The sequence below is a fragment of the Arthrobacter sp. SDR-2R genome (assembly GCF_057747955.1).
Map to the genome: position 1 here is coordinate 2,886,968 of NZ_CM173231.1, position 25,446 is coordinate 2,912,413.

Genomic DNA, 25,446 nt, shown 5'->3' on the forward strand with positions numbered 1-25,446 from the left:
CTGAAGCACTGCCATTCATAGGACCAAGCCGCCCCAAACCGCAGTCACGTTGCGCTCCAAGCACCGCTTTTCAGGCACTGTGGTCGAGTGGTGTAAAAGCCCAACCTGCCATTGGACCCGAGTCCTCTCGGTCCTCCAATAAAGCAGACTCAAGTGTGTAAACTGTCCACACCCTCTTTGGCAGGACAAACCCGAGGCGCGAATCTCGCCAGCACACCTAAGACCGCCTCCCCGAGGCGCTCTTTAGCGAGATCGCGTGAGTCATGTCGTGCCCACTCCCCAGGCCCATGAATAGGTCTAGGACCCCAGGCCCACCCGACAATTCCGGAACGAGGACGCACAAGAACCCACTCAAAGCAAGGCGGAAGTCTCACTAGCCAGGACTTGAACCCGGCCACCCCACACAACTGAACAGGACACCGCGGCGGCCAGGCCCCAGCCCGCGGCCCAACCCGTCAGAGCGACGAGAACCAAGCGTTGTCAACACGTCAAAGCAAAATCGCCTCTGACGAAGGGATATGTCGTGCCCGAGGTGGGACTCGAACTACATTCTCGCCCTTGCAAACACTGGGAGCCCGCGAAAACATCGGAAATACGGGCGCATTTGGAGGCAGTACGGGATAGTCCGGGACCAGGAGTGTGGACAAAGTCCACACTCCTTTTCCAATTAACTCGTGAAAGACGGGCTGTAGTGGTTAGTCAGGGAATCGCTTGCATCGCCGGGGTGGGTCCGTCGGTGCCAGTGGTGCAGATACTGACCCGGGGGTCGAAGGCGATGGCGCCGGGCTCGACTGCGATCAGTCCCCCATCCACCGGGATCGTGGCGGCGTTGACGTACGAGGCCTGATCGGAAAGCAGCCAGGCAATGACATCGGCGACCTCGGAGGATGCGGCCGGGCGCCGGCTTGGGACGAACGCTGTGGCGAGGCTATAGGCTTCCTCGCGATCGATGCCGCTGTGTTCAGCGAATTCGCCCATCTCCATGTCGGCCATCTCTGTCCGGGTCCAGCCAGGGCATACTGCGTTGGCGCGCACCCCGCGCGGTCCGTAGTCGACGGCCACGGACTGCATCAACATGGCAAGGCCGGCCTTCGTGGCATCGTAACCGGCGATTCCAGCGGTAGCCCGAAGTGCGGCCGCCGAGGCCACCCCTACGATCGAGCCGTTGGCTTTGATCAGGTGCGGCAAGGCGGCACGGACTAGTAGGAAGGGCCCGGTGAGGTTGGTGCTGACCATGGCGTTCCAGTCTTCATCGGACAGCTCGCCGGCACTGCCGGCACGGACAATTCCGGCATTCAGTACCAGGCCGTTGATGGTGCCGAATTGATCCACGGTGTCCTCGACCAGCCGTTCCATATCGGAAACCGAAGCGACGTCTGCGACAATAGCGTGGGCGCCGGTTGTTTCAGCGACCTTGGCGATAGCTTCCCGCCGGCGTCCACAGATGACAACTTCCCACCCTTGGCCCCGGAGTGCTGCGGCGGTGGCGGCTCCGATTCCGGTTCCTCCGCCCGTAATAACTGCAACTGGTGTGGGGGTCATTTGGATCTCCCGGTTCTGTTTCGGAGTGTGTGCTGTTGCCGTCTCATGAAGGACTAACCCTTCGACTTAAACAAGGGTGCGGCGTACCTTTGCGCGTCATTCTGGTGGCTTCAATGCCGAAATGCTTTCCCCATCGACGATGGCGGATACCTTGCTGCCGCCAGAGGGGCGGCAGCAAGGTATCCGCGTCAGATTACTTCTTTGGCGTAGTCGATGTCGCGTCTGCTCCTGCCGAAAACCAGGCCGCCAAGCATCGCGGCGGGAATGAGGACGAGCAGCCATTTCGCGGCGGCGTTGTCAGGCCCAATGAGGGAGTCGTAGTTCTCGATCGTCACGTAGCCGATGTAGGAGAGGATCAGGGTGGAGAGAGTGGGTGCGATCTTGGTCGCCCAGATACTGGTGTTGTCTTTGGTCCGGAAGAAGAACACGACGATGGATACGGACGCCACGATGAGGATGGTGATGAAGGCTGCCGTTGCCAAGGCGCTGAACCAGGCGAACACGACGGTCAGCGGATCTGCGCCGAAGACCAGGAAGGCAACCACGACGATGCCGACGGCCACGCCGTTGGCCAGGGCTGCGGTGGCGGGACTCCCATCCTTGGAAACGGTGGCCAGCCTGGCCGGCAGGACTCCGGCACGGCTGAGGGCGAAAAGGTAGCGGGCGAACATGTTCATCAGGCCCAGCAGCATGGCGAGGTAACTGGTCACGACGAGAACCTGCATGGCCATGCTCAAGACGCTCCCTCCACTTTCGGAGGCGAGGTTGAAGATGAATCCCGCAGGGTCATCCGTTGCCGCCTGTTGGATGTTGTCCACCCCGATGGCCCCTCCGATAACCCAGATGGAGAGCGTGTAAAAAATTCCGACAAAGGCAATCACGGCGTAGAGGGCCCGCGGGATCGTCTTGCGGGGGTTGATTGCTTCTTCAGAGAAAACCACGGTTGCTTCGAAGCTGGTGAAGCACAGGAAGGCGAACAGCAATGCAATGCCCAGGCCCGGGCTGAAGAGGTTTTCTGGCGTGAAGCCAGAGAATGTGAAGACTCCTGGCCCCTTGCTGGCAACGAGCACGATAACGAGGGCAGCCACTACGAGCGTTTCACCAATGATGAGGACGGCCAAGAGTCGGATGCTCGTGTCGACGCCCCGCATAGTGAGTGCCGTGGAGATCAGAAGCAACGCGACAATCCAGACGAGCGGGGGCACGGAGAGTCCCGTGATGCTCTCCAGCAACTGCCCGGCGAAGACGCCGAACTGCGACCAGAGCCCGACCTGCAAGCTGAGGTACATCAGCAGCGCCAGACCAGCTCCTGCCGTGGCCCAGGGTGTACCTAGGCCTTTGGCGATGTAGGCGACGAAGCCGCCGGCGTTGGTGACATACCTGCTCATGCGCAGGTATCCGACGGCGAAGAGTGCGATGAGCAGGGCAGCGATCGCGTAGATCAAGGGGGCTGCCGGTCCAACCGCAGCAAAGACCACGGGACCGGTGCCCACGACGGCTGCCATGGGGGCCGCCGCTGCGATGACGAAAAAGGCGATGGCGAAGACGCCGAGTTTATTTGAGCGGAGATGGCCTGCTTGCGGTGGGACAGGTGTGCTGGACGGCGTCGTTGCCGGCAACTCGCTGACATTATCAATCATGGGTTTTCTCTTTCGGGCAGATAATGGCCGTAGCCGTGGTCGGGCTTCCTCAGACGAGGAGCCGTGCCTTGAGTTTGTTTGTGAGCGCCGGAGTGATGCCGAGTCCGTCTTCCAAGTAGGAGTGACGTGATCCCCAGGCGTGCTCCACGCTGTGCCATGCGGCTTCGAGGTACCCTTGCCGCGCTTCCAGCAAGGGTGTGATGACTGTTCGCAGGTGCCTGTCGATGGGCGCGACGCTGCCTGCGGAATCTCTGATGAGGTATTGGTTCTCCGGCAATGAACTCTGAACGTAGTCTTCGAGGATTGCGGTTTCAGGTACTCCCAGGATGGTCAAAAGGATGGCTATTGCCCATCCGGTTCTGTCCTTCCCTGCCGAGCAGTGGACGACGACTGGCAGCTCAACTCGAGCCAATGACTGAAGGAAAATGGCAAATACCGATGGGTTGCCGGCTATGTCACGGGCATAGAGCCGGTGCATTACCTCTTCAGCCTCCGCAGCAGTCAGCGTCCTGCCAAGCTCGCTCACGCGACCTTCGCGAACCGCAGACCACAGGCACGCGTCCCTGCTGTCTTGAGCCTGAAGTGGCGTTTGTACAGCCGTTAGCGCAGGCACGCAACGGTCTTCGGCGTCGGATTCCCAAGGACTTCGCAGATCCATGAAGTGCAGGCGTGCCGCCTCCAGCCTCTGACGGTCCAGGGCTGTCGAGTATCCGAAGTGTCCACTCCTGTACACCATGCCTTCAGCCACACGGGATCCTCCGTGCGTTGGCAGTCCCCCGAGGCTTCGGAAGTTCCGGACGCCCTCAAGGGAGTTAGGGCCAGCCAAGCCTGGTGTGACCTGTTTCATACATAAAAGGTAAACACTGAATGTTTCGTACTGCAATAGAACACGTTAAATGTTTGTTGCATGACTAGTTCAGAACTTAGGCATAGTGTTCAATGTTTTCAACCGCATCGGAGCGGCCGCGTACCTCTTCTTCAAAGTTTGCACAGACTGTTCACTTTTAGGATCTGATGTGCAATCATGTGAAGCAGATCACCAGCACCCCACACGAAGGACCAGAAATGAGTGCCTCCAACAAGCCCCTCTCCCTTCGGGAACGCAACCGCATGAGAACCCGCGGCGACATTCTCGACACCGCAGCTGAGCTGCTGAGTTCGGAGGGGTACGCCTCTACCGCGCTCGAGGTCCTCAGCCAGCAGGCGGGTATTTCGAGGGGCACCATTTATGCCCACTTCCCCGGCGGAAGGGACGAAATTGTCCGCGAAGTTTATCTGCGGATCGCCGACGCCGTGTACGTACGAGGGATCAGCTTGCGGGATCCCCTGACGGACCCCGGTGCAAGAATCACGGCGCTGGCCACGGCGTTGGTGGAGGCGACAAAGGAGCCCAAGGGCCGGTTCTACGGGGTGATGGGACCGGACCTGGTGTCAGCACTATCGGACGTCATGGGCTCGACTTCCCGCTCTTTCGAAGAGCTCATTGCGCGGGATCTGAAGGATGCCAAGGACAGCGGCACCTTGCCGGAGGACGCACCGACTGAGGCCTTGGCTGCAACGATAACCGGGGCGATCCGCGCTGCCGGGGCTGCTGCAGCACGTGAGCCGGCGAACGCCGGGCCAGCGGTCGCGGCTATCCGGTTGCTCATGGACGGACTTCTAGTACGAGCCACTGTCTGACCCGCCAAGGGTCCGAAAACCACTAACGGAGGAATTTGTGTCAACACAACACTACGACGTCATCGTCATTGGATTGGGCCCCTGGGGCTCATCGGCGGCGTGGCACTTGGCAGCCCGCGGCAAGTCCGTGCTCGGCCTGGATAAGTTCGCACCGCCACACATGCACGGCTCGCACGGAGGCGCCACACGGCTGGCCCGGCAATCCAGCAGTGCAGGAGCCCAGTACACCACCTTCACAAAGCGGACCTTTGAGTTGTGGGACGAGTTGGCCGCGAAAACCGGGACCCGGCTGTTGGAACGTTCGGGAACTGTGTTCGTCGGCGAACCCGGATCAATGTGGTTCGACAAAACGGTGGCATCCCTGAACGCGTCCGATTTTGAGTACGATGCCCTCAACGCGTCGACGGCACGGAAGCGGTTCCCTTGGGCCACGATTAAAGACGACGAAGTCGCCGTATGGGAGCCAAACGGCACCGTTGCCCTCGTCCACCCCGCCATCAAGGCCCTGCAGTCGGAGGCTCGCCGGCTCGGCGCAACCCTGCGCACGGGAGAAGCGGTTCAAGGCTGGGATGAGAGCGCTTCGGGCATCGTCGTGAGCACCGATCAGGGTAACTATTCAGCCGACAAGGTCGTCGTCACCGTGGGTGCCCGCGCCAACCATTTGATGCAACTGGATCTGCCCTACAAGGTGGACCGTCAGGTGCTGGCCAATTTCCGCCAGGACGGGCCACCGAAGCCGGCCATCTACTTCGCCAAGCCCCCAGGATCGGACGAGGCACCGGCTTACGGTTGCTCCGAGCCTAACGGTGAATGGAAGTTCTCTGTCCCCGGGAAGGGAAACTGGATCGATCCCGAGGACCTCAGTCAGGACCTCAGGCCCGGAGACCTCGAACGGATCCAGGAAGTCCTCAGCGCCAGGCTTCCGGACATCGACACCAACCCGGTATCGACCACCGTATGCATGTGGTCTGAGGTGGAGGACGGCCATTGGGTTATCGGTGGACACCCGGAGTCGTCCAATGTCGTCATCGGCACCGGAGACATGGGCCGAGGGTTCCGCTATGCAGCGGTTGTTGGTGAAATGCTGGCCGATCATGTCGACGGCGTTTCCCGCCCCGAAACAAACCTGTTCCTGCCTTCACGCTTCGCCACAGCAAAGGCGTAAACAGTGACACCGGCAGATGTCCTGACCGCACCGTTACAGAGCTTGTGGGAGCTCGTGAAACAGTGCGAACAGTGCAGCCAGGACAACCTCCGACCCCAACACAGTGCACCTGCATTCGAACATCGAAGGACATCCAATCCTAATGACCATCGTCCCTGATACCGAAATCACCAGCATTGAGGCGGTGCTTTCGACGAACCCCGACTGGGGTGGCTGTCACGTCACCGCACATTCCCTCTCCGGCGGCCAGGCCCATAAGAACTACCTCGTCGAGGACGGTTCCCGTCGTTGCGTCGTCAAGCTCTGGAACAACTACTGGGAAACGGTAGGAGTTCTGCCCGCCGCCCACGTTGTTCTGGAAAACACGAGAATTGCCGCCGAGATCGGCGTAGGCGCGCCCGTCATAACAGTCTCAAACGAACCCTTGGCGCTGGCTCTCGACTTTGTTCCGGGAGGCCACCCGAGGCTAAGCGACGACGATGACTCCGTCACCCGACTCGTCCCTGCCCTTCAACGGCTTCATCACTCCGGCCGCCGGTTCCTCAACGACATCAACCCCTTCAACCTGGCCCGACAAAGGATGGAGGCCGCCAGAAGACAAGGTATCGAGCTGCCGCCCGGAACGTCAGCCATCCAGGCCCTGATGGACCGTCTGGAGACCGTCCTGGCCCTGGATCCGTCCCAGTTTGTTCCCTGCCATCTGGACATTTGGGATGCAAACATCATCAAGGACACCTCCTCGATGAACTACAACATTATCGACTGGGACCTCGCCGGCAACTCGGACCCGTGCTACGAGATTGGATTTATTGCAGCGCAAAACGGATTCGGGAAAGAGAAGGCACAGGCACTCTTCGAGGCCTACTTCGGCAACACTGACCCAGTAAAAATGGCCCGCGCCAGGCTCTTCATGGCGGTGGCTCATTGGTCCAACAGTGGACTGTGGATCACCGCAATGGGGAACGCTGCGCCCAACGACGACGCCGACTACGCAGGGGAACTGCGTACCTGTTGGGAAGGGCTGATCACCGAAATAACAGCCCCTGACTTCCCCGACCTAATAAAGGCAGCCGCAAAACCAGCAGCTCTCGTCTAACACCCCCCGCCGCGCGTTAGCGCCTAACCAAGGCTGGCTCTACACCAGTCGATACGACTACGCCCATAAACAGGAAAAGATTTCGGAGCAACAGATGAACGACATCACACAGCAAGAAGCACACAAGATAGTTGAAGCGGCACGAGAGGCAGCCCTGGCCTCGGAAACCCTGATGAACATTGCCGTTGTAGACGCCGGCGGAAACCTCAAGGCCTTCACCCGCATGGACGGTGCGTGGCTCGGCAGTATCGACATCGCCATCAAAAAGGCACGCACGGCCCGTTACTTCGACATGCCCACCGGAGACATCGGCTCCATCTCGCAGCCCGGCGGACCGCTGTTCAACATCGAAGTTTCCAATGGCGGCCTGATCACCTTTCCCGGAGGCATCCCACTGACCAAAAACGGGGTGACCATCGGCGCCATCGGTGTCAGCGGCAGCACCGTGGAAAACGACCACCTGGTCGCTACTGCCGGCGCCCAAGCCCTCTAACCGGTTGCCGGGGCCGGCCATCGACCGTCCGACCCCGGCAACACCCACCGACTCATGTTCCGGACTCAAATCCGCACCAACGGCCAAGGACAGCAATGACACTCGAAACAGCCACAGAACCGGCACCCGACGCACTCCTCCAGGAAGGTCTCATTAACCGCCGCGAACGCACCATCGGGCGCCACTCCCCGCTGTTCTATGCCACTCCCCTGGAAATCGTGGCCGGCGAGGGCGTGTGGGTCCACGACGCCACCGGCAAGACCTACCTGGATGTCTACAACAACGTTCCCCACGTCGGACACTCCAACCCCGTCGTCCGCGAAGCAATCACAACCCAGCTGCAGACCGTCAACCTCCACACGAGGTACCTCAACTCACGCGTCGTTGAGTACGCCGAAAAGCTGCTGGCGCTCTTCGATTCCCCCTTGGAGCGGGTGTTCTTCACCAACAGCGGATCAGAAGCAAACGAGCTCGCGCTGCGAATCGCACGGCAACACACCGGCAACACCGGCATCCTTATTTCGGACCACAGCTACCACGGCAACACCACGACCCTTGCCGAATTGACCACCGGCCTCCAGGTCAAAGAACCCCTCGGCGCCCACGTACGCCCCATTCGTATTCCGGACGCAGCAGGGCTGACACCGGCTAAACGAAAGCGCCTCCTCCAGGAAGCGCTGCGCGACGTCGACGCAGCCATCTCCTCGCTCCAGGCCGAAGGCTACGGCGTCTCAGCCATCCTGTATGACCCGCTGTTCTCAACCGAGGGACTCCTGCAGACCCCCGACGGCTACATCGAGGCAGTCACCGACCGGGTCCGTGCTGCCGGCGGACTGATCATCGCGGACGAGGTCCAGTCAGGCTTCGGACGGACCGGCAACCACATGTGGGGCCACCAGGCTTTCGGCACCACCCCTGATCTGGTGACACTTGGCAAGCCGATGGGCAACGGCCACCCCGTAGGTGGCGTCATCACCACGCACGCACTGATGGAGGAATTCGGGGAAAACAACACCTACTTCAACACATTTGCTGGAAACCCCGTTTCGTCGGCAGCCGGCCTTGCTGTGCTCCAGGTCATGGAAGAGAACGGGCTTGTTGAAAATGCACACCAACTCGGCAAGTTCATCGCTGACGAACTCGCAGCCCTTACTAAGGGCAACCCCAGGATCAAGGGCGTACGCGGCAGGGGCCTCTTCTTTGGCCTGGAAATCGTCAATCCCGACGATGCGACGCCGGACCCCGCCGCCACCAAGGCACTCACAGAAGAGATGCGTTCCCGCGGCGTTCTCATCGGAAAGATCGGTCGCCACGAAAACGTCCTCAAAATGAGGCCACCGCTCGTCTTCGAACTCGAACACGCCCAACACATGATCGAGCAACTCCGTCTGGCACTGGAAACACTCGACGGCCCTACTGATCAAACCAATGGTGACCATCCCGGATTCACACGGAACAACAACTAACCACTCAATGAGGAGAATGCCATGAACACCACACCTGTCCTGACCGAGGGCTCCGTTGCTGCCCGGACCATCTTCAATCCCGCCACCGGTGAACCCGTCGGCGACGCGCCCGTCCACACGGTGGCGGACCTGCAGCACGCCATTGACGTGGCAGTCGCCGCCCAGCCCGGCTGGGCCGAGCTCGGCCACGAGGCACGGTCCGCTGCACTGTTGAAGGCCGCCGACGCCATCGAAGCCCGCGCCGAGGAACTCGCCCAATTGCTGTCCCGCGAGCAGGGCAAACCGCTGAACGGCCCCAACGCCCGCTTCGAAGTCGGCGCCTGCGCGGCCTGGCTCCGCGCCGCCGCCGGGACACCGCTCGAAGCCGAAACCCTGGTCGATGACGGTGAAACACGCGCCGAGCTGCATTACCGGCCCATCGGCGTCGTCGGGGCCATCGGACCGTGGAACTGGCCCATGATGATCACCGTCTGGCAGGTCGCCCCCGCCCTGAGAATGGGCAACGCCGTAGTGGTCAAACCCTCCGAACACACCCCGCTCAGCGTGCTTGCCCTCGTTGAAACCATCAACGAAGCCCTGCCCGAAGGGCTCCTCACCGTAGTCTCCGGCGGACGCGATGTAGGCGAGGCCCTCGCCTCGCACCCCGCCATCGGGAAGATCATGTTCACCGGCTCCACCGCCACCGGCAAAGCGATCATCAAATCCTCCGCGGACACCGTCAAGCGGCTCACCCTGGAACTGGGAGGAAACGACGCCGGCATCGTCCTGCCCGACGCCGACCCGAAGGCCATCGCCGAAGGCCTGTTCTGGGGCGCCTTCATCAACACCGGCCAAACCTGCGCCGCCCTGAAACGCCTCTACGTCCACGACGACATCTACGACGCCGTCTGCGACGAACTCACCAACGTGGCCAAGGCCATGCCAATGGGTAACGGCCTGGACGAAAACAACGTCCTCGGACCGCTGCAGAACAAGGCACAATACGAGATCGTCGCGAACCTCGTGGAGGCCGCCAAAGCCTCCGGAGCCCGCGTCCTCCTCGGCGGAAACCCGGACACTGACCAGCCCGGCTACTTCTACCCCACCACCCTCGTGGCCGACATTGACAACGACAACCCACTCGTCGCCGAAGAACAATTCGGCCCCGCCCTGCCCATCATCCGCTACAGCACCATCGACGAAGCAATCCAGAAAGCAAACGCCCTCGACGTCGGACTCGGCGCCTCCGTCTGGTCCTCAGACCCGGCAACAGCCCGCAACGTCGCCGCCCGCATCCAAGCCGGCACCGTCTGGATCAACAAACACGGCGCCGTCGACCCACGCATCCCCTTCGGCGGCGCAAAACAATCCGGCTACGGCCTCGAATTCGGCGTCGAAGGACTCAAACACCTCGGCGTCCCCCAGGTAATCAACGGCTAAAACACCACTGACTGGTGGGGGCACCGCCGCAGGCGGTGCCCCCACCACGGAAGGCCAAGGCTAAGGGCCGCACGCTAGATACAGCGACCCAGTAGTGCCAATCGACATTGCGGAGGATTACTTGAACCGCCACACCCGTGCAGTTGAGGTAAAGGACTGGTCCATGCTCCGGGCCGGCGACAGGGTTGCCGTCTCAGAAGACCTCTTCTACCAAGACGGGCTCCAAGTAGAAGAAACAGCAGCAGAGATAGGCGTGATCTGGGTCCGCAGAATCTCCAGTGGTGACCGCCAGCTTCTCAGCGTCGGGACCCACAGAATCTGGCATCTCGACACTAAAGACATCTGATCCGCCCCGGTTCAACAGCAAGAACGCAAACGAAGGTGCACATTCATGGTTCATAAAGTCCAAGCAGTTGTGGTTAAGGAGAAGAACGCCCCTGTGTCGTTGGAGACCATCCTGGTGCCGGATCCGGGGCCGGGGGAGGCGCTGGTGGACATCCTGACCTGCGGCGTCTGCCACACCGACCTGCACTACAAGCAGGGCGGTATCGGAAACGACTTCCCGTACCTCCTGGGCCATGAAGCCACCGGTGTGGTCAGTGCTGTCGGCCCCGACGTCACGTCCGTGGCCCCCGGCGACCGGGTGATCCTTAACTGGCGTGCCGTCTGCGGGCAGTGCCGTGCGTGTGCCAAGGGCCAGCCGCAGTACTGCTTCAACACGCACAACGCCACGCAGAAGATGACCCTGGAGGATGGAACCGTGCTTTCGCCGGCCCTGGGCATCGGCGCTTTCGCCGAGAAGACGCTGGTGGCCGCCGGGCAGTGCACCAAGGTGGACCCGGACGTTGACGCAGCCGCGGTGGGGCTGCTGGGTTGCGGCATCATGGCCGGCATCGGCGCCGCGATCAACACCGGCGAGGTCAAGCGCGGGGAATCCGTGGCCGTCATTGGCTGCGGCGGCGTGGGCATCGCTGCGGTCGCCGGGGCCAGGCTGGCCGGTGCCACGACGATCATCGCCGTGGACATCGACGACAACAAGATCGACATGGCCAAGTCGCTCGGTGCCACCCATGGCGTGAACTCGCGCCAGGAGGACGCCGTGGAAGCCATCCGTGCCCTCACCGGAGGCCACGGAGCGGACGTGGTGATTGACGCCGTCGGCCGCCCTGAAACCTACAAGCAGGCCTTCTACGCCCGCGACCTTGCCGGCCGCGTGGTGCTGGTGGGTGTCCCGACGCCGGAGATGACGCTGGAACTGCCGCTGCTGGATGTTTTTGGCCGCGGCGGGTCGCTGAAGTCCTCCTGGTACGGCGACTGCCTTCCGTCCCGTGACTTCCCGATGCTCGTCTCGCACTACAAGCAGGGCAACCTGGACCTGGATGCGTTCGTGTCCGAGCGGATCACCATCGACCAGGTCGAGGAAGCGTTCGGCAAGATGCACGAGGGCAAGGTGCTGCGCTCCGTCGTCGAGGTCCAGCCGGCCGGGGCGTCCGCATGAGCGTCACCATCGAAAACCTGGTCACCTCCGGCACATTTTCGCTCGACGGCGGCACCTGGGACGTGGACAACAACGTCTGGATCGTGGGCAATGACGAGGAATGCATCATCATCGACGCGCCGCACGACGCCGCCGCGATCATCAACCAGGTCCGCAGCCGGAAGGTGAAGGCCATCCTGCTCACGCACGCGCACAACGACCACATCGGCGCCGCACGCGAAGTCGCCGATGCCCTGGGCGCACCGATCCACCTGAACAAGGAGGACCTGGTGCTCTGGGAGCAGGTCTACCCGGACGCCAAACCGGACCACTACCACTCCGACGGCGACGTGTTCCAGGTGGGCGGGGCAACCCTGAAGGCAATCCACACACCCGGCCACTCGCCCGGGTCCACCTGCTTCCACCTGGAAAGCGAGGGGACGGTCTTCACCGGGGACACGCTGTTCAACGGCGGCCCAGGCGCCACCGGACGGTCCTACAGCGACTACCCCACCATCCTCGCCTCCATCCGCGAACGGCTCCTGACCCTCCCGGCCGACACCGTGGTCCGCACCGGCCACGGCGGGAACACCACCATCGCCGCCGAGCAGGAAACGCTGAACACATTGGCGTAGTGCCTGGAAGTCGTGTTGCCACAGCGGCCACGACGGCAAACCTGTCAGGAGCTGTACCCGCCGAGGTCCTCGCCGAACGACAACGCCATCGTTCCGCTGCGCTTCAACGCGTCTACCACCACGGCAGGCTCGATGGCCTGCGCCCGCGTGGCCCACTCAGCCCCTTTTAGATAGGTAGAAAGTGCTGCGCGGCTTGGAAATACGGCATCGACAACAAGCTGGAAGTCACCGGCGAGGACCGCGGCATACCGTACTGACGAAGAAGGAAGCATTTCCGCTTCGACACGGTCCAGTTCCGGAAACGGCACCTTGACCCACAGCAGAACCTCCACCGGCAAACCGAGCAGCGCAGGCTCGAAGACCGCACGGATGAACAATGTGCCCTCGCGCCGCATCCGCTCCACCCTGCGCTGGGCGGTCTGCACTGAGAGCCCAGTGATACGCGCCAGTTCTTCATAACTGGCGCGGCCATCGCGTTCCAGTGCCCGGAGAATCTGCCGGTCCTCTTTGCCCAATTGCTCCACGTGCTCCAGGGCGGTGGGAGCCTCCGAGTACCGGGTTCCGCCCATCGCCTCAATCTCCGCCGGCGTCAGGACGCCGGGATTCCACTGATGCATGGTCCTGGGATAGCTGAGGACCGGATACGTGGCGGCCGACCTCACCCCCGGGATGCTCCCTATGTCCCGGATGAGCAGCTCTGCAAACTTGGAAGCAGGGCTGGAAAACTCCGCCGCACAATCCGCCGAACCGGTGAGGATGTAGGTGTACAAGGTCTCCGGCCGTCGCGCGAGGGCCGCAGCGGCGATTCCTGCTGAGCCCGGATTGCAGGCAACCTTCAACACAAACTGTTCCAGATGCCTGAAGCGGCTCGGATTCGGCAACGCGCGTATCCGCACCCGCCCGTCCCGGAGGAGCTCGGAGCCCCTCCGCGCCACCGTCCGTTCGGCCTCCCCCAATGCTGCGGCCACTTTCGCCCACGAGGCGCGCCCGTCTACCTGGAGGGCGCCGACAATCCGCTGGTCCAGCTCATCCAGCACATCCATTTCCCGCTCCCTTTTACGACTTCTTTGTCACCTCCAACTCTAGACTTTCCGCCAGACTTTTGGCTGATTCTTCCACTTATCCAGAAATCATTGTCGGAAACACGTGACCCAGCACACGATTGTTGACGAAGTCGATACCTAGTGAAGGAAAAGCAATGACAGGCACAGTCGCAATGACGCGTCAGGGAGCAGTTCGCGGGGTCACGAACGATGACACCATCAGCTGGCGCGGGATACGGTACGCCGCTCCCCCGACCGGAGCCCTGCGGTGGCAGGCTCCCCAGCCGGCAGAGCCGTGGGAGGGCATTCTGGACGTGACCACGTTTCCAACGCGTGCCCCGCAGGTGCTCGCGGCCGAGCTCGTGCCGCCTGGCGGGGCAACGCCGTCGGACGATGACTCGCCCATGGGTGAGGACTGCCTCTTCCTCAACATCACCGCACCGACGCAGTCGGCAAACTCGCCCTGTCCGGTTCTGGTCTGGTTCCACGGCGGCGGATACACCTGGGGATCAGGAGCCAACTTTATCGGCGACGGGACAGCCCTCGCCCTCGAAGGCACCATCGTGGTCACCGTCAACTACAGGCTGGGAGCCCTCGGCTTCCTCAAGCTGGACCACCTCCTCGGCGAGCAGTACGCCTCGTCGGCGAACGCAGGCCTACTGGACCAGATCGCTGCACTGAAATGGGTCCGGGACAACGTGGCCGCATTCGGGGGAGACCCTTCACGCATCACCATCGCCGGTGTTTCCGCCGGGGCCAAGAGCGTGGTCAATCTGATGGCCTCGCCAATGGCCGAGGGCCTGTTCCACCGCGGAATCATTCAAAGTGGCGGCGAGCACCTCAACACCCCCGACACCGCAGAGCAGGTCACCGCTGCACTGCTTCGCACCCTCGGCCTTAGCCCTGCGGATGCCACGGAGCTCCTAACGATGCCCGTTGAGACAATCCTCGCCGCACAGCAGGAGATTGCCGCCGGCGTCAGGGCAACCTGGGTCTGGCGCCCAACCGTAGACGGACTCATTCTTCCCGAGGCCCCGGTCCACGCCTTCGCCAAGGGCCGCGCCAGGGGGATCAACATCATGGCCGGCGTGACAGCCAACGAGGCCGGAAGCTACGACCTCGCCGACCCGTGTGCATCGCAACAGTCACCACGCGTCCTACAGGAGATCTTCGGGGACGAAGCAGAACAAGTGCTGGACATTTACCGGAGCGCCTTCCCAGAGGCGGACGAGCGCCGCCTACACTGCGCCGTGCTGGCCGACGAACGGTACGGCATCCCCACCATTCGGCTGCTCGACAGCCAGTCCGAACACGCGTCCTGCTGGCGTTACCGCTTCGATGCTCCAAGCTCCGGCGCCCCCAAGGAGAAGTGGGGGTTCCATGGCGCCGACGTTCCCTTCGTCTGGGACATCGGACTCGAAGCGGCAGAACCGGCGTTACAGACTCTGGCATCAGGAATCCGGCAGGCGTGGACAACCTTCATCCACCACGGAAAACCCGAAAGCCACGACCTGCCCTTCTGGCCGGAATACCGGCGAACAGAACGGTGGACAATGTTGCTGGACACCACCCCAACAGTGATCCCGGACCCCCGGCAGCAACAACGGCAGGCATGGGAATCGGCAGAGTGGCAGCCCGACACCTGGTGGACATTCCCCGCCCTGCATCCAGCACACAACACAACCCACTGACGAGCGAAAGAGTCCGTACAATGACGTACACCCACAACACAGCTTCAGAAGGCACCGGGGACCTGCCAACCACCCTCTACAAGAAACTCGCCTGGCGAATCCTGCCCCTGGCCTCCATCTGTTACGCCGTGGCCATCATCGACCGGGTCAATATCGGCTTCGCAAAGCTCGAAATGAGTGCCGACATCGGTCTCTCGGCAGCTGCCTACGGGCTCGGCGCCGGGATCTTCTTCCTCGCCTATATCTTCTTTGAAGTGCCCAGCAACATGATCCTCGAACGCGTCGGCGCAAAAATGTGGATCGCCCGCATCATGGTCACCTGGGGCGTTGTCACCATCGCTACCGGCTTCGTCCAAAACACTGAACAGTTCTACATTGCCCGGATCTTCCTCGGTATCGCAGAGGCCGGCTTCTACCCAGGCATGGTCTACTTCCTATCCCAGTGGTTCCCACGCAAACGCCTCGCCCAGGCCCTGGCACTGCTGGTTATCGCAGGACCCATCGGCAGCATGTTCGTCGGCCCCCTCTCCGGCTGGGTCATGTCCAGCCTGGGGGGACTCGCAGGTATCGCAGGCTGGCAATGGCTCTTCGTGATCCAGGGCATTCCGGCAGCCCTCCTTGGCATTATCTTCTTCTTTGCCGTCGCCAGCACACCGAAGGACGCCGCGTGGCTCACCAATGAGGAAAAGACCGCCATTGCGGCAAGCCTCGGCCCGGCCGGCGCGCGTGAGAAAGCAACAACGCAGTTCAAGAAGGCCATCACCAACAGGCGGGTCTGGCTCCTCGGCGTCATCCTGGCAGCCAACTACATAGGCATCTACGCCGTCGTCTTCTGGATACCAACCATCATCAAGAACACCGGCGTAACGGATGTAATGACGATCGGCTATCTGTCCTCCGTCCCGTTCGCAGTCGCTGTCGTGGCGACCATCGCCCTTGGCATCTACTGCGACCGCAGCCAGGCCCACCGGCGGGTACTGGTCACGGGCATGGTACTGGCCGCACTGGGACTGGTCGCCAGTGTGGCCACCGGCGATCAACTGGTCCCCACCCTCATCGGAATATCCCTCGCAAGTGCACTCTTTACCGCCACCGGCCCCATTATTTGGGCGGTCACCAACCTCCAACTCAAGGGCATGACGGCGGCCGCCGCAGGCATCGCGTTGATCAACACCGTGGGCTCCATAGGGTCCTTCCTTGGCCCTTACGTCATGGGGCTCGGTCAGGACTGGACCGGCAATGTCATCGTCCCCCTCTTGTTCATCGCAGGCGTCGCGGTAGCCGGGGCACTCGCTGCCCTTGCCATCCCCCGCACCCCAACGAATCAGGAAAACATCGAAGAAGGGCATGACAGCGGCCTGAAAACGGCACCCCCAGGGAAAGCAGGAGCGGCGTCGTGAGCACCCTCTCCGAAACAGTCCGAACCGTGATGGCGGCCTACAACAACGGAGACGCGGAACCCCTGATCGCCACTTTCCACGACGACGTTCAATACAACATCGTCGATCTCGACAAGACATACCAAGGTCTGGAGGAAGTTAGCGCCTTGGCCCGCGAAGGGGCCGGACAAACCCGGTTTCACCTGCACGATGTCGCTTCAAGTGGGCCACTCATCGCCTTCACCTACGACCACCACAACCCTCTAGCCGGCATGAGCTACCAAGGGCCAGGACTGGCCGTCCAAAAGTACGATGCCCAAGGGCGGCTGCTCGCACAGTGGGCCTATAGAGCCTAAAGACCGAACAAGGGACGACGGCGGGATTCCCGCCGTCGTCCCTTGTTTTCCTGACCGCTGTAGTACAAGGACAATATGAGCCGATCCACAGCCCAGGGTGTGGACAATGCGACACTCTTCCTTTTGGGCAGTGACGCCCTGTTGAGGCTGACGGATTCTTCAATATCGGCTCCTGACTGAAAGCCAAGTAAGCCGCGCCTTTACGAGGCACTTCTCCGTCACCTGAGTGAGTCGAATGGTGCAGTCATGGCGTAGTCCAGTTGTACGTGAGAAATTGACGGGGGCTCCATGGATCAAATGACTGCAGAACCCGGTGTTCGCGCTTCGGCAGCAGGTTGCTACTCTGAGCCTGGAGCCCCTTATGGCTAAGGAGAGGCGTTCTTTGTGGATTTGAACCTTATCCGGGTGTTTGCGGCGGTTATCGAAGAAGGCTCAGTGACGGGAGCCGCCGAGCGGCTGAAGATTTCCCAACCATCCGTTACTCAGGGGCTAAACAGGCTTAGCCGGTTCACGGGCGCGCCACTGTTCCGGCGGGAAGGGCGCGGAATCGCTCCTACCCGCTCGGCACTGCAGCTATACGAGGAGATTGGCACGCTACCGAAGCTTGCCGATGCGGCAGTTAACAGACTCACGAGCTTTGACCCCACTACGGCACAGACCACGTTTCGAATCGCTCTGACTGACCTGGGGCAAGCGGTCTTCCTTCCGGCACTGGTATCCGGTCTTGCTGCAGCAGCCCCACACTGCAGCCTCGATGTAGCCAACCTCAATACAGAAACGGCAGGTCAGGACCTTGCCTCGGGCCAACTGGACCTTGCCGTTTCGTCAAACCTGCTTGCAGAGTCGCTGTTCACCTCGGTGATCCGTTGGGATCGATACGTCTGTGTTTCCCGCCCCAACCGATTCACCGGTGAGAAGCCAACGTTCGAGGAACTGACTGTACTTCCGCGAATCGTTGTGCGCGGGACAACAGGGCATGCCCTTATGCAGTCACTATTGCCGCCGCCGGTACCAGGTTCTGTGTATCTTTCAGGCTTTTCAGCGATTCCTGGCATCCTTTCCGCCTCGGACTTGGTCGCCTTCGTTCCGGAGGTTGTCACGCCTGACTGGATCAGTCGATGGGGCCTTGAGGTCAGGGCTTTGCCCAGCGACGAGTTCGCTGCCCCAGTCCGTGCGCATGCAGCGCTGGACAGGTCTTCATCGGCGACATCCTGGTTTGTCGACTGGGCGATCAAAAGAATGCAGGCCTCCTGACAGGAACTTAGGTCCGGAGACCGCGTCGCAAACCCATAGGTACCACCTATGAATACATGCCTGAATCTTTATTAGACCTGGGTGATTGATGTCACTTAGCCTTTCTAGTGAGGCCCGGGACCGAAACTCGGACTAGGCGAAGAGGCGGCATGTTATGCGTTGGCCTCCTGCAGATCCCGAGTCCCAATTACTGCTGGGGCTTCGCAACACATTGAAAGAGGACGCCGGTGACCCGCAAGAAGACTGTTTTGGAATCCAGCCTGGACGTTTTCCGTGCCCATGGCATGACAACCGTCTTCGGGAACCCCGGGTCAAATGAGCTCCCCTTTCTGGCGGGCCTCAACGAAGACTTCGATTTTGTCCTTGGCCTGCACGAGCAGGTGGTTGTCGGCATGGCGGAGGGCTATGCCCGGGCTACCGGCCGTCCAGCCTTGGTCAATCTTCACGCGGCTTCGGGGTCCGGCAATGCCATGGGCGCCCTGACGAACGCTCGATACGGGCACACGCCGATGGTCATCCTCGCGGGTCAGCAGGTGCGGCGAACTGTGGGCCAGGAGACGATGCTTGCCAGCGCGGATGCCGCCATGCTGCCGGCACCGCTTGTGAAGTACTCGCACGAGCCCCTCTCCCCTGCTGACGTACCGCGGACGTTGGCTCAGGCCATTTTTGAGACGTCCACCCAGCCCTGCGGGCCGGTGTACGTCTCAGTCCCGCTCGACGACTGGGCCGAGACAGCCCTTGAAGACGATGTCCTGCTGAACACCCGTTCCGTCTCGTCGGCAGGGGGCCTCACACCAGGACTAACCCAGGAACTCCTCTCCCTCGTGGATGGGGCAAAGAATCTCGCCCTCGTCGTTGGTCCCCAAGTAGACGCAGCTGCGGTCCTTGACGCCGGTGTTTTCGACGACGTTATCTCCCTCGCGGAGAAGACCGACGCTTCCGTTTACGTCGCCCCTTCCCCCTCGCGCTGTCCTTTCCCCACTACGCACCCCAACTTTGCCGGTGTCCTGGTTCCGGGCATCTCTTCCGTGCGGGAGCGCCTGGCGGATCACGATGTGGTTCTTGTTCTGGGCGCGGCGGTCTTCCGGTACCACCGTTGGGAGCCGGGACACTACCTCACTGCCGGAACACAGGTGGTCCAACTCACCCAGGACCCCCGTGAAGCAACGCGTGCGCCGTACGGCCGCGCGATCGTCGCTGACGTAGCCGAGGCGGCCAGGACTCTCTCCGAGAGCGTCAAGGACCGCGGCCGGCGGCGGGGACCGCGCGGTACCCGCGTCCTTCCACCTGCCAAAACCTCGCCGGATGGTATGACCGGCACTGAGGTCCTCGAAGTACTAAACGCCAACGCCCGCACCGACGTTGCGTACGTCAATGAGACGACAACTCTCGACCTCGAATACCTTGAGCGCATCGCCATCGACCGCCCGGGCATGTACCACTTTCCCGCCTCAGGCGGTCTCGGCTTCGGCCTCCCCGCAGCAGTAGGCATGGCATTGGGTGATCCCTCAAAGACCGTCGTGGCCACGGTGGGCGATGGTTCGGCCAACTACGGAATCACCGCCCTGTACACCGCCGCTCAACGCCAGACCCGCACGGTCTTCGTCATCGTCAACAACTCCAGCTACGGGGCCTTGGCCGCCTTCGCACAACGCATGGGCGTACCCGATGTGCCGGGCCTTCAACTTGGCAGGATCGACTTTGTCGCCATCGCCGAAGGCTACGGCGTTCCAGCAATCAGAAGTGAAACCCGGGAAGAGTTCGTACTGGCGTACAAGGAAGCCCTGGAAGGAACGGGCCCGTTCCTCATCGATACGCGAATCACTGCTGACTGAGTATCTAAACCGCCACACCCTACCGCGCCCGTGCCCACTTCCCTGGGCTCGGCTGCGACGGACCCCCGCGGGGCCCTCTCCACCCTTTCACCGCCTGCTGCAGTCCATTCGGGCTGCCATCGGGCATCTATACCTCCCAACCCCAGGTAAGGAATCGCAATGACGCACTCCACCCCCGGCTCCCTCATGGCAGGAGCACCGCTGACCAAATTCCACATGATCCTGCTTCTGTGCTGTTCGTTCATCATGTTCTTCGATGGCTACGACCTGATCGTCTACGGCTCCGTACTCCCGACCCTGATGAAGGAGTGGAACCTCGGGCCGGACCAGGCAGGATGGCTTGGAAGCGCCGCCCTGATGGGCATGATGTGTGGGGCCCTCGTTCTGGGTTCCCTTGCCGACCGGGTCGGACGACGCCCGATCATCGTCCACGGAACCCTCCTGTTCTCCCTCGCAGCGATCGCTACAGGCTTTGCCCCTAACCCGGACGTCTTCTGGGCCTTGCGTTTCATCACTGGCATCTTCCTGGGAGGCGTCATCCCCAACATCGTTTCCCTTATGAATGAACTTTCCCCTGCCGCTAAACGGCACACCCTGACCACGATCATGTTGAGCATCTACTCGGTCGGATCGATCATCGCCACCCTTGTTGCAATGTGGATCCTCCCTCTGCTCGGCTGGAGGGCAGTGTTCTTTGTCAGCGGCATCTCCCTGCTAATCCTTCCCCTGATCTACCGTCACATGCCCGAATCCATGGCGTTCCTCATGAACCGCGGCCGTGCCGCTGAGGCCCGCAAGCTGCTGAACCGGTCAGCCCCGTCCGTTGATGCGTCCTCGGCTGACTGGTCACTGCCTGCAGCCAAAGAGCGGGAATCCGTATCTCCAGCGGCACTTTTCCGGGCCGGACGCGCACTCGGTACGCCCATGATCTGGGTCGCCTTCGGCATGTGCATGCTCATGGTTTACGGCCTGAACACCTGGCTTCCGAAAATCATGATCGCCAGCGGCTTCGACCTCGGCTCGAGCCTGCAGTTCCTGGTCGTTCTCAACATCGGGGCCACCGCCGGCGCCCTCGCCGGGGGCTGGCTCGGTGACCGGTTCGGCAACAAGAAAGTGCTGGTGGCATTCTTCGCCCTCGCAGCCATCTCCCTTCTCCTCCTCGGCATGCACCCCTCCCCCGTCCTGCTCAACGCCTTGCTCTTCTTGGCTGGAGCCACCACGGTCGGCACCCTGGCAGTTGTGCATGCCTTTGGCGCCGATTTCTACCCGGCCGCCATCCGGTCCACGGGTGTCAGCTGGTGCTCGGCCGTGGGACGTTTGGGAGCAATCGCAGGGCCGGTACTTGGAGGAAGCCTGCTGGCGATGAATCTTCCACCGGAGCAGAACTTCTTCATCTTTGCCGCCCCTGGGATCGTCGCCATCATTGCCGTCCTCCTTGTCTTCACAACGCGGACCTCCCACAAAAAAGATGCGTCGCAGCCGGGTCCGGTAGCAGCCGCGACCCACGCAGGCACCAACTAGAGACAAAACCAAACAATCCAATCAGGAGTGAAAGATGACTGTAGAAATCGAGCGCGAAACCCCCAATCAAACTTCATGGATCACCGGGAACCAGTTCATCGGTGGTCAGTGGCGCGCTGGCAACTCCCCGTCGGTGTTGAAGGTGTCCAACCCATTCAGCGGCGAACAACTGCTCGAGCTTCGGCAAGCAGACACCAGCGACCTGGACGACGCCTTCAGCAGCGCGGAAGCAGCAGGCAAAGCGTGGGCAGCCACCAGCCCCGCCGCCCGTCAAAAGGTCATGCTGAAAGCGGCACAGATAATGGAAACCCGCCGCGAGGAAATCATCTCCTGGCTCATAGCCGAATCCGGCAGCACTGTCCTCAAGGCAAATATCGAGCTCGGTGCGGCCATCGGCATCACCATCGAATCAGCTTCCTTCCCGCACCGGGTCCAGGGGCGCATCCTTGAGTCAAACACCGCCGGCAAAGAAAACCGGGTTTACCGCCGGCCGCTGGGAGTCGTCGGCGTCATCAGCCCCTGGAACTTTCCACTGCACCTCACGCAGCGGTCCATCGCCCCCGCCTTGGCCTTGGGCAACGCCGTCGTCATCAAGCCAGCCAGCGACACCCCGGTCACCGGCGGGCTCGTACTGGCGAAAGTCTTCGAAGAAGCAGGCCTGCCGGCAGGGGTCCTTAACGTCGTCATCGGGGCAGGATCAGAAATCGGTGATGCATTCGTAGAACATCCGGTTCCGTCCTTCATCTCGTTCACGGGTTCCACCCCGGTGGGACAGAACGTGGCACGCCTGGCATCCAGCAGCGAACATCTCAAGCACGTGGCGCTGGAACTTGGTGGCAACAGCCCCTTCGTGGTGCTTGCAGACGCAGACATTGACCAGGCGGTCAGGGCCGCGGCGATGGGCAAGTTCCTGCACCAGGGACAGATCTGCATGGCGATCAACAGGATCATTGTCGATGATGCAGTCCATGATGAATTCGTGGAGAAGTTCGCTGCCCGTGTGCGTAACCTGCCCGTGGGCAACCCGGCTGATCCAGCCACCATCATCGGGCCAGTAATCAACAGCAAACAGCTTCAGGGGCTGCAGGAAAAGATCCGGCTCGCCCAAGAGCAGGGTGCCCGCACGGTACTCGACGGGCAGGTGAACGGAAACGTCCTGCCCCCGCACATCTTCGCGGACGTTAATCCCGACATGGAGATAGCCCGTGAGGAAATCTTCGGACCGCTGGTAGGCATCCTCCGGGCCCGGGACGAACACCATGCGCTCCAACTGGCCAACGACAGCAGCTTCGGGCTTTCGAGCGCGGTCTTCACCGGAAGTCCCGAACGTGGAGTTGCCTTCGCAAAGGGCATCAAAGCCGGCATGACACACATCAACGACATCCCCGTCAACGACGAACCACACGTTGCCTTCGGCGGAGAGAAGAGCTCCGGGCTCGGCCGCTTCAACGGCGAGTGGGCGATCCAGGAATTCACCACAGACCACTGGGTCAGTGTCCAGAGCAGCCCCCGCCAGTACCCGTTCTAACACCGACAGGACCATACCAATGACCATTGGAATTCTCGGCGCAGGGGCAATGGGCCAGTTGTTTGGTGCCCGGTTGCAGCTTGCCGGCAACGATGTTGTGTTCATCGATGCTTCAGCGACGACCATCGAAGCCTTGAACCGTCACGGGATTAGCCTGACCACCGACGGACAGGCCGAACATGCACCAGCCAGGGCAGGCACGGCGCAGGACTTTGCCGAACCCCTTGAGCTGGTGGTGGTGTTCACCAAAGGGTTCCACAGCGCTGCGGCCATCGAATCCATCCGGCATCTCATCGATGAGCGGAGCATGGGGCTGACCCTGCAGAACGGGCTTGGCAACGCAGAAATCCTGGCGAAGGAATTTGGTGCGGAGAGAACGTGGATCGGGATCACGGACTTTCCGGCTGATCTGGAACGGCCGGGCTTTCTCAGCACAAGCTCCGGCGGGAAGGTCCGTCTCGGGCCGCTCACCGGCGGCCTGGAACGGGAAACGGATGATCTGGCGGCCAGGCTCAACACGGCGCGCCTGAATGCCACGTCCGATCCGGCCATCCATCAGGCCATCTGGGAGAAAATCGCCTTCAATGCCGCTTTGAACACGCTCAGTGCCGTGACCGGCCAAACTGTAGGGGAAATCGGTTCAAGTCCGGAAGCCCGTCGCATTGTTGATCGGGTCTTGGATGAAACCACCGCGGTCGCCCGGACCAAGGGAGTCACACTGCAGCGGGACCGCGTAGAGTCAGCTCTTGAGAATGCTTTCACCCGTCATAAGGACCATAAGACGTCCATGCTGCAGGACCGGGAAGCCGGACGACGCACCGAAATCGACTACATCGGCGGCGCTGTAGTGCGCCTCGGACAGGAGGCGGGCGTCCCCACACCCGTGCTTTGGACGCTATCGAAACTAGTCCTGTCAGCTGTATCGTAAATCGGATTCCCCGGAAATCGGGCGTCTGAGGGCGTTACCAAATAATAGAACGGTCTTCCTGCCCGCTGGACAGGAAGACCGTTCTGTTTTGCCTGTGTGGTGCGACCGGATGGGATGGATTCCGAGTCAGCAGACCGTGTAGCTAGTGGGCGTCCAGGTCCGAGGAAAGGAGCGCAGCCAGTTCGTCCGCAACCCTGCCTGCATCCTCGCCTGCTACGTCGATGACGACTTCGTCCCCGTGGGCTATGCCCAGGGTGATGATGGAGAGGAGGCTGTGGCCGTCCACGGTCTGGCCGTTGGTACTCAGGGATACGTCATGAGCGGAGTCTGCTGCTGCCCTGGCGAAAACCGCAGCCGGGCGCGCGTGCAGGCCTGCGGTGGACGCTATCGTTGCTGTTCGTTGTGTCATGGAGGTGCCTTTCGTGATGGCGAGGGTGTGCCGCGCCATTTTTATCCGTTTGATGCCCTGGCGATGTGCAAGGCGAGGAAAGCCACTTCCTCGTTGGGCAAGTCTGTGTGGTACTTCTGAGCGACAAAGGTCCGCACCCGTTCGGCTGCGGAGACTGCCTTCGGATAACGCTCGCTGAGACTGTTGAACAGGAAATCGTCATCGCTGGTAAGCAGTCGGGAGGCGAAGAACCGCTCAGCCATGTACTGAAGGTGGGTTATAAAGCGGGACGTATGGAGGTCCTGACGGTCCAGGCTCACCCCTGATACGTTCGACACGATGGTCGAAACCGCCCTGATGAGCTCGACGACCCGCATCGAATCAAGTCCGGCTTTGCCCCGTTCGGCGTTGGCTATGTGAAACGCGATGTTGGCCGCTTCGTCGTCAGGAAGGTTGAAACCGCCCTGTTGATTCATCCTCTCAACCGCGCGGGATCCCACGGCGTATTGCGTCGGATAAACGTTCCGGACCTCCCAGGCGAGCCGGTTGACAACGAAAAGTCCGCGTCTTTGGCGCTCCACGGCGAAGTGGAGGTGGTCTGTGAGCGACAGGTAGATGTGTTCGTCCAGTTCGAGGCCTTCGGCCTTCGCGTCGGCAACAATAGCCCGGGTGAACTCGGCGAACTCGCCAGGGACCTGTCCAAGCAATTCAACGAAGTTTCGATGGTTGGCATCGTCAAGGGACACAAAGACCCGGTCGACACCCGTCCCGTCCACCCAGGTGCCTGCCTTTTGGCCGTAACCAATTCCCTTGCCGAGCAGAACATGCTCAACTCCCTGTTCGTCTTCGACGAGCAGGACGCTGGAGTTGAGCACCTTTGTGATGATCTGCATGTGTTTGTCTCCGTTGA

23 protein-coding genes are annotated in these 25,446 nt (G+C 61.5%); 17 read left to right on the plus strand and 6 right to left on the minus strand.

Features of this window, described 5'->3' with window-relative positions:
• Positions 1–699: 699 nt before the first annotated feature.
• From AC3ANU_RS13400 to AC3ANU_RS13410, 3 genes are all read right to left on the minus strand, one after another.
• Complete coding sequence (locus tag AC3ANU_RS13400) at positions 700–1,542, minus strand: SDR family NAD(P)-dependent oxidoreductase (protein ID WP_051081424.1); 843 nt, start codon at positions 1,540–1,542, stop codon at positions 700–702.
• Between the two features lie 188 nt (positions 1,543–1,730).
• Positions 1,731–3,182 (minus strand): APC family permease, encoded by a 1,452-nt coding sequence (locus AC3ANU_RS13405; RefSeq protein ID WP_478221865.1) that lies wholly within the window; start codon positions 3,180–3,182, stop codon positions 1,731–1,733.
• 49 nt (positions 3,183–3,231) lie between these two features.
• Positions 3,232–4,029, minus strand: a complete 798-nt coding sequence (locus tag AC3ANU_RS13410; RefSeq protein WP_488314695.1) for a tyrosine-protein phosphatase — start codon at positions 4,027–4,029, stop codon at positions 3,232–3,234.
• A 218-nt stretch (positions 4,030–4,247) separates the two neighbouring features.
• Between AC3ANU_RS13410 and AC3ANU_RS13415 the strand changes: the two genes are divergently transcribed.
• The 9 genes from AC3ANU_RS13415 to AC3ANU_RS13455 all read left to right on the plus strand — a co-directional run bounded on the left by AC3ANU_RS13415 (position 4,248) and on the right by AC3ANU_RS13455 (position 12,613).
• Positions 4,248–4,862, plus strand: coding sequence for a TetR/AcrR family transcriptional regulator (locus tag AC3ANU_RS13415; protein WP_056390044.1), 615 nt, complete (start codon positions 4,248–4,250; stop codon positions 4,860–4,862).
• Positions 4,863–4,899: 37 nt separating this feature from the next.
• A complete protein-coding gene (gene solA / locus AC3ANU_RS13420; RefSeq protein ID WP_081620240.1) occupies positions 4,900–6,027 on the plus strand; it encodes an N-methyl-L-tryptophan oxidase in 1,128 nt (375 codons plus the stop codon).
• A 142-nt stretch (positions 6,028–6,169) separates the two neighbouring features.
• Positions 6,170–7,123 carry a phosphotransferase gene (locus tag AC3ANU_RS13425; RefSeq protein ID WP_018771073.1) on the plus strand — a complete coding sequence of 318 codons (954 nt, stop codon included), beginning with the start codon at positions 6,170–6,172 and terminating at the stop codon, positions 7,121–7,123.
• A gap of 94 nt (positions 7,124–7,217) precedes the next feature.
• Positions 7,218–7,616, plus strand: a complete 399-nt coding sequence (locus tag AC3ANU_RS13430) for a GlcG/HbpS family heme-binding protein (protein ID WP_488314696.1) — start codon at positions 7,218–7,220, stop codon at positions 7,614–7,616.
• A gap of 95 nt (positions 7,617–7,711) precedes the next feature.
• Positions 7,712–9,082, plus strand: coding sequence for an aspartate aminotransferase family protein (locus AC3ANU_RS13435; RefSeq protein WP_488314697.1), 1,371 nt, complete (start codon positions 7,712–7,714; stop codon positions 9,080–9,082).
• Between the two features lie 21 nt (positions 9,083–9,103).
• Complete coding sequence (locus tag AC3ANU_RS13440; RefSeq protein ID WP_488314698.1) at positions 9,104–10,501, plus strand: aldehyde dehydrogenase family protein; 1,398 nt, start codon at positions 9,104–9,106, stop codon at positions 10,499–10,501.
• 94 nt (positions 10,502–10,595) lie between these two features.
• Positions 10,596–10,847 (plus strand): hypothetical protein, encoded by a 252-nt coding sequence (locus AC3ANU_RS13445; protein ID WP_026266041.1) that lies wholly within the window; start codon positions 10,596–10,598, stop codon positions 10,845–10,847.
• A gap of 45 nt (positions 10,848–10,892) precedes the next feature.
• Positions 10,893–11,999, plus strand: a complete 1,107-nt coding sequence (locus AC3ANU_RS13450; RefSeq protein ID WP_224084435.1) for an S-(hydroxymethyl)mycothiol dehydrogenase — start codon at positions 10,893–10,895, stop codon at positions 11,997–11,999.
• Positions 11,996–12,613 carry an MBL fold metallo-hydrolase gene (locus AC3ANU_RS13455; RefSeq protein ID WP_488314699.1) on the plus strand — a complete coding sequence of 206 codons (618 nt, stop codon included), beginning with the start codon at positions 11,996–11,998 and terminating at the stop codon, positions 12,611–12,613. Before AC3ANU_RS13450 ends, AC3ANU_RS13455 begins: the two co-directional genes overlap by 4 nt.
• Before the next feature lie 44 nt (positions 12,614–12,657).
• Here the strand turns inward: AC3ANU_RS13455 and AC3ANU_RS13460 are convergent, their stop codons facing one another.
• Positions 12,658–13,656, minus strand: coding sequence for an Lrp/AsnC family transcriptional regulator (locus tag AC3ANU_RS13460; RefSeq protein WP_488314700.1), 999 nt, complete (start codon positions 13,654–13,656; stop codon positions 12,658–12,660).
• Between the two features lie 155 nt (positions 13,657–13,811).
• Between AC3ANU_RS13460 and AC3ANU_RS13465 the strand changes: the two genes are divergently transcribed.
• The 8 genes from AC3ANU_RS13465 to AC3ANU_RS13500 all read left to right on the plus strand — a co-directional run bounded on the left by AC3ANU_RS13465 (position 13,812) and on the right by AC3ANU_RS13500 (position 24,148).
• Positions 13,812–15,347, plus strand: coding sequence for a carboxylesterase/lipase family protein (locus AC3ANU_RS13465; RefSeq protein ID WP_488314701.1), 1,536 nt, complete (start codon positions 13,812–13,814; stop codon positions 15,345–15,347).
• Between the two features lie 20 nt (positions 15,348–15,367).
• Positions 15,368–16,747 carry an MFS transporter gene (locus AC3ANU_RS13470; RefSeq protein ID WP_056391283.1) on the plus strand — a complete coding sequence of 460 codons (1,380 nt, stop codon included), beginning with the start codon at positions 15,368–15,370 and terminating at the stop codon, positions 16,745–16,747.
• A complete protein-coding gene (locus AC3ANU_RS13475; RefSeq protein ID WP_056391280.1) occupies positions 16,744–17,082 on the plus strand; it encodes a nuclear transport factor 2 family protein in 339 nt (112 codons plus the stop codon). The genes AC3ANU_RS13470 and AC3ANU_RS13475 overlap by 4 nt, the downstream gene beginning before the upstream one ends.
• Positions 17,083–17,466: 384 nt before the next feature.
• Positions 17,467–18,336 (plus strand): LysR family transcriptional regulator, encoded by an 870-nt coding sequence (locus AC3ANU_RS13480; protein ID WP_133832282.1) that lies wholly within the window; start codon positions 17,467–17,469, stop codon positions 18,334–18,336.
• Positions 18,337–18,563: 227 nt separating this feature from the next.
• The gene (gene mdlC, locus AC3ANU_RS13485; RefSeq protein ID WP_134164202.1) at positions 18,564–20,171 is read left to right on the plus strand and encodes a benzoylformate decarboxylase; all 1,608 of its coding nucleotides are present in this window, start codon (positions 18,564–18,566) and stop codon (positions 20,169–20,171) included.
• Between the two features lie 159 nt (positions 20,172–20,330).
• Entirely contained in the window at positions 20,331–21,692 is a 1,362-nt protein-coding gene (locus AC3ANU_RS13490) for an MFS transporter (RefSeq protein ID WP_488314702.1), read from the plus strand.
• 34 nt (positions 21,693–21,726) lie between these two features.
• Positions 21,727–23,220: an aldehyde dehydrogenase family protein gene (locus tag AC3ANU_RS13495; protein ID WP_082581738.1), complete on the plus strand. Its 1,494-nt coding sequence runs from the start codon at positions 21,727–21,729 to the stop codon at positions 23,218–23,220.
• A 19-nt stretch (positions 23,221–23,239) separates the two neighbouring features.
• Positions 23,240–24,148 (plus strand): ketopantoate reductase family protein, encoded by a 909-nt coding sequence (locus AC3ANU_RS13500; protein WP_056391271.1) that lies wholly within the window; start codon positions 23,240–23,242, stop codon positions 24,146–24,148.
• Positions 24,149–24,290: 142 nt separating this feature from the next.
• On the opposite strand, the gene AC3ANU_RS13505 is transcribed toward AC3ANU_RS13500, so the two are convergent.
• Both AC3ANU_RS13505 and AC3ANU_RS13510 read right to left on the minus strand, forming a co-directional pair.
• Positions 24,291–24,557, minus strand: a complete 267-nt coding sequence (locus AC3ANU_RS13505; RefSeq protein WP_056391300.1) for an HPr family phosphocarrier protein — start codon at positions 24,555–24,557, stop codon at positions 24,291–24,293.
• 41 nt (positions 24,558–24,598) lie between these two features.
• Complete coding sequence (locus tag AC3ANU_RS13510) at positions 24,599–25,429, minus strand: PRD domain-containing protein (RefSeq protein WP_133832281.1); 831 nt, start codon at positions 25,427–25,429, stop codon at positions 24,599–24,601.
• Between the last annotated feature and the right edge of the window lie 17 nt (positions 25,430–25,446).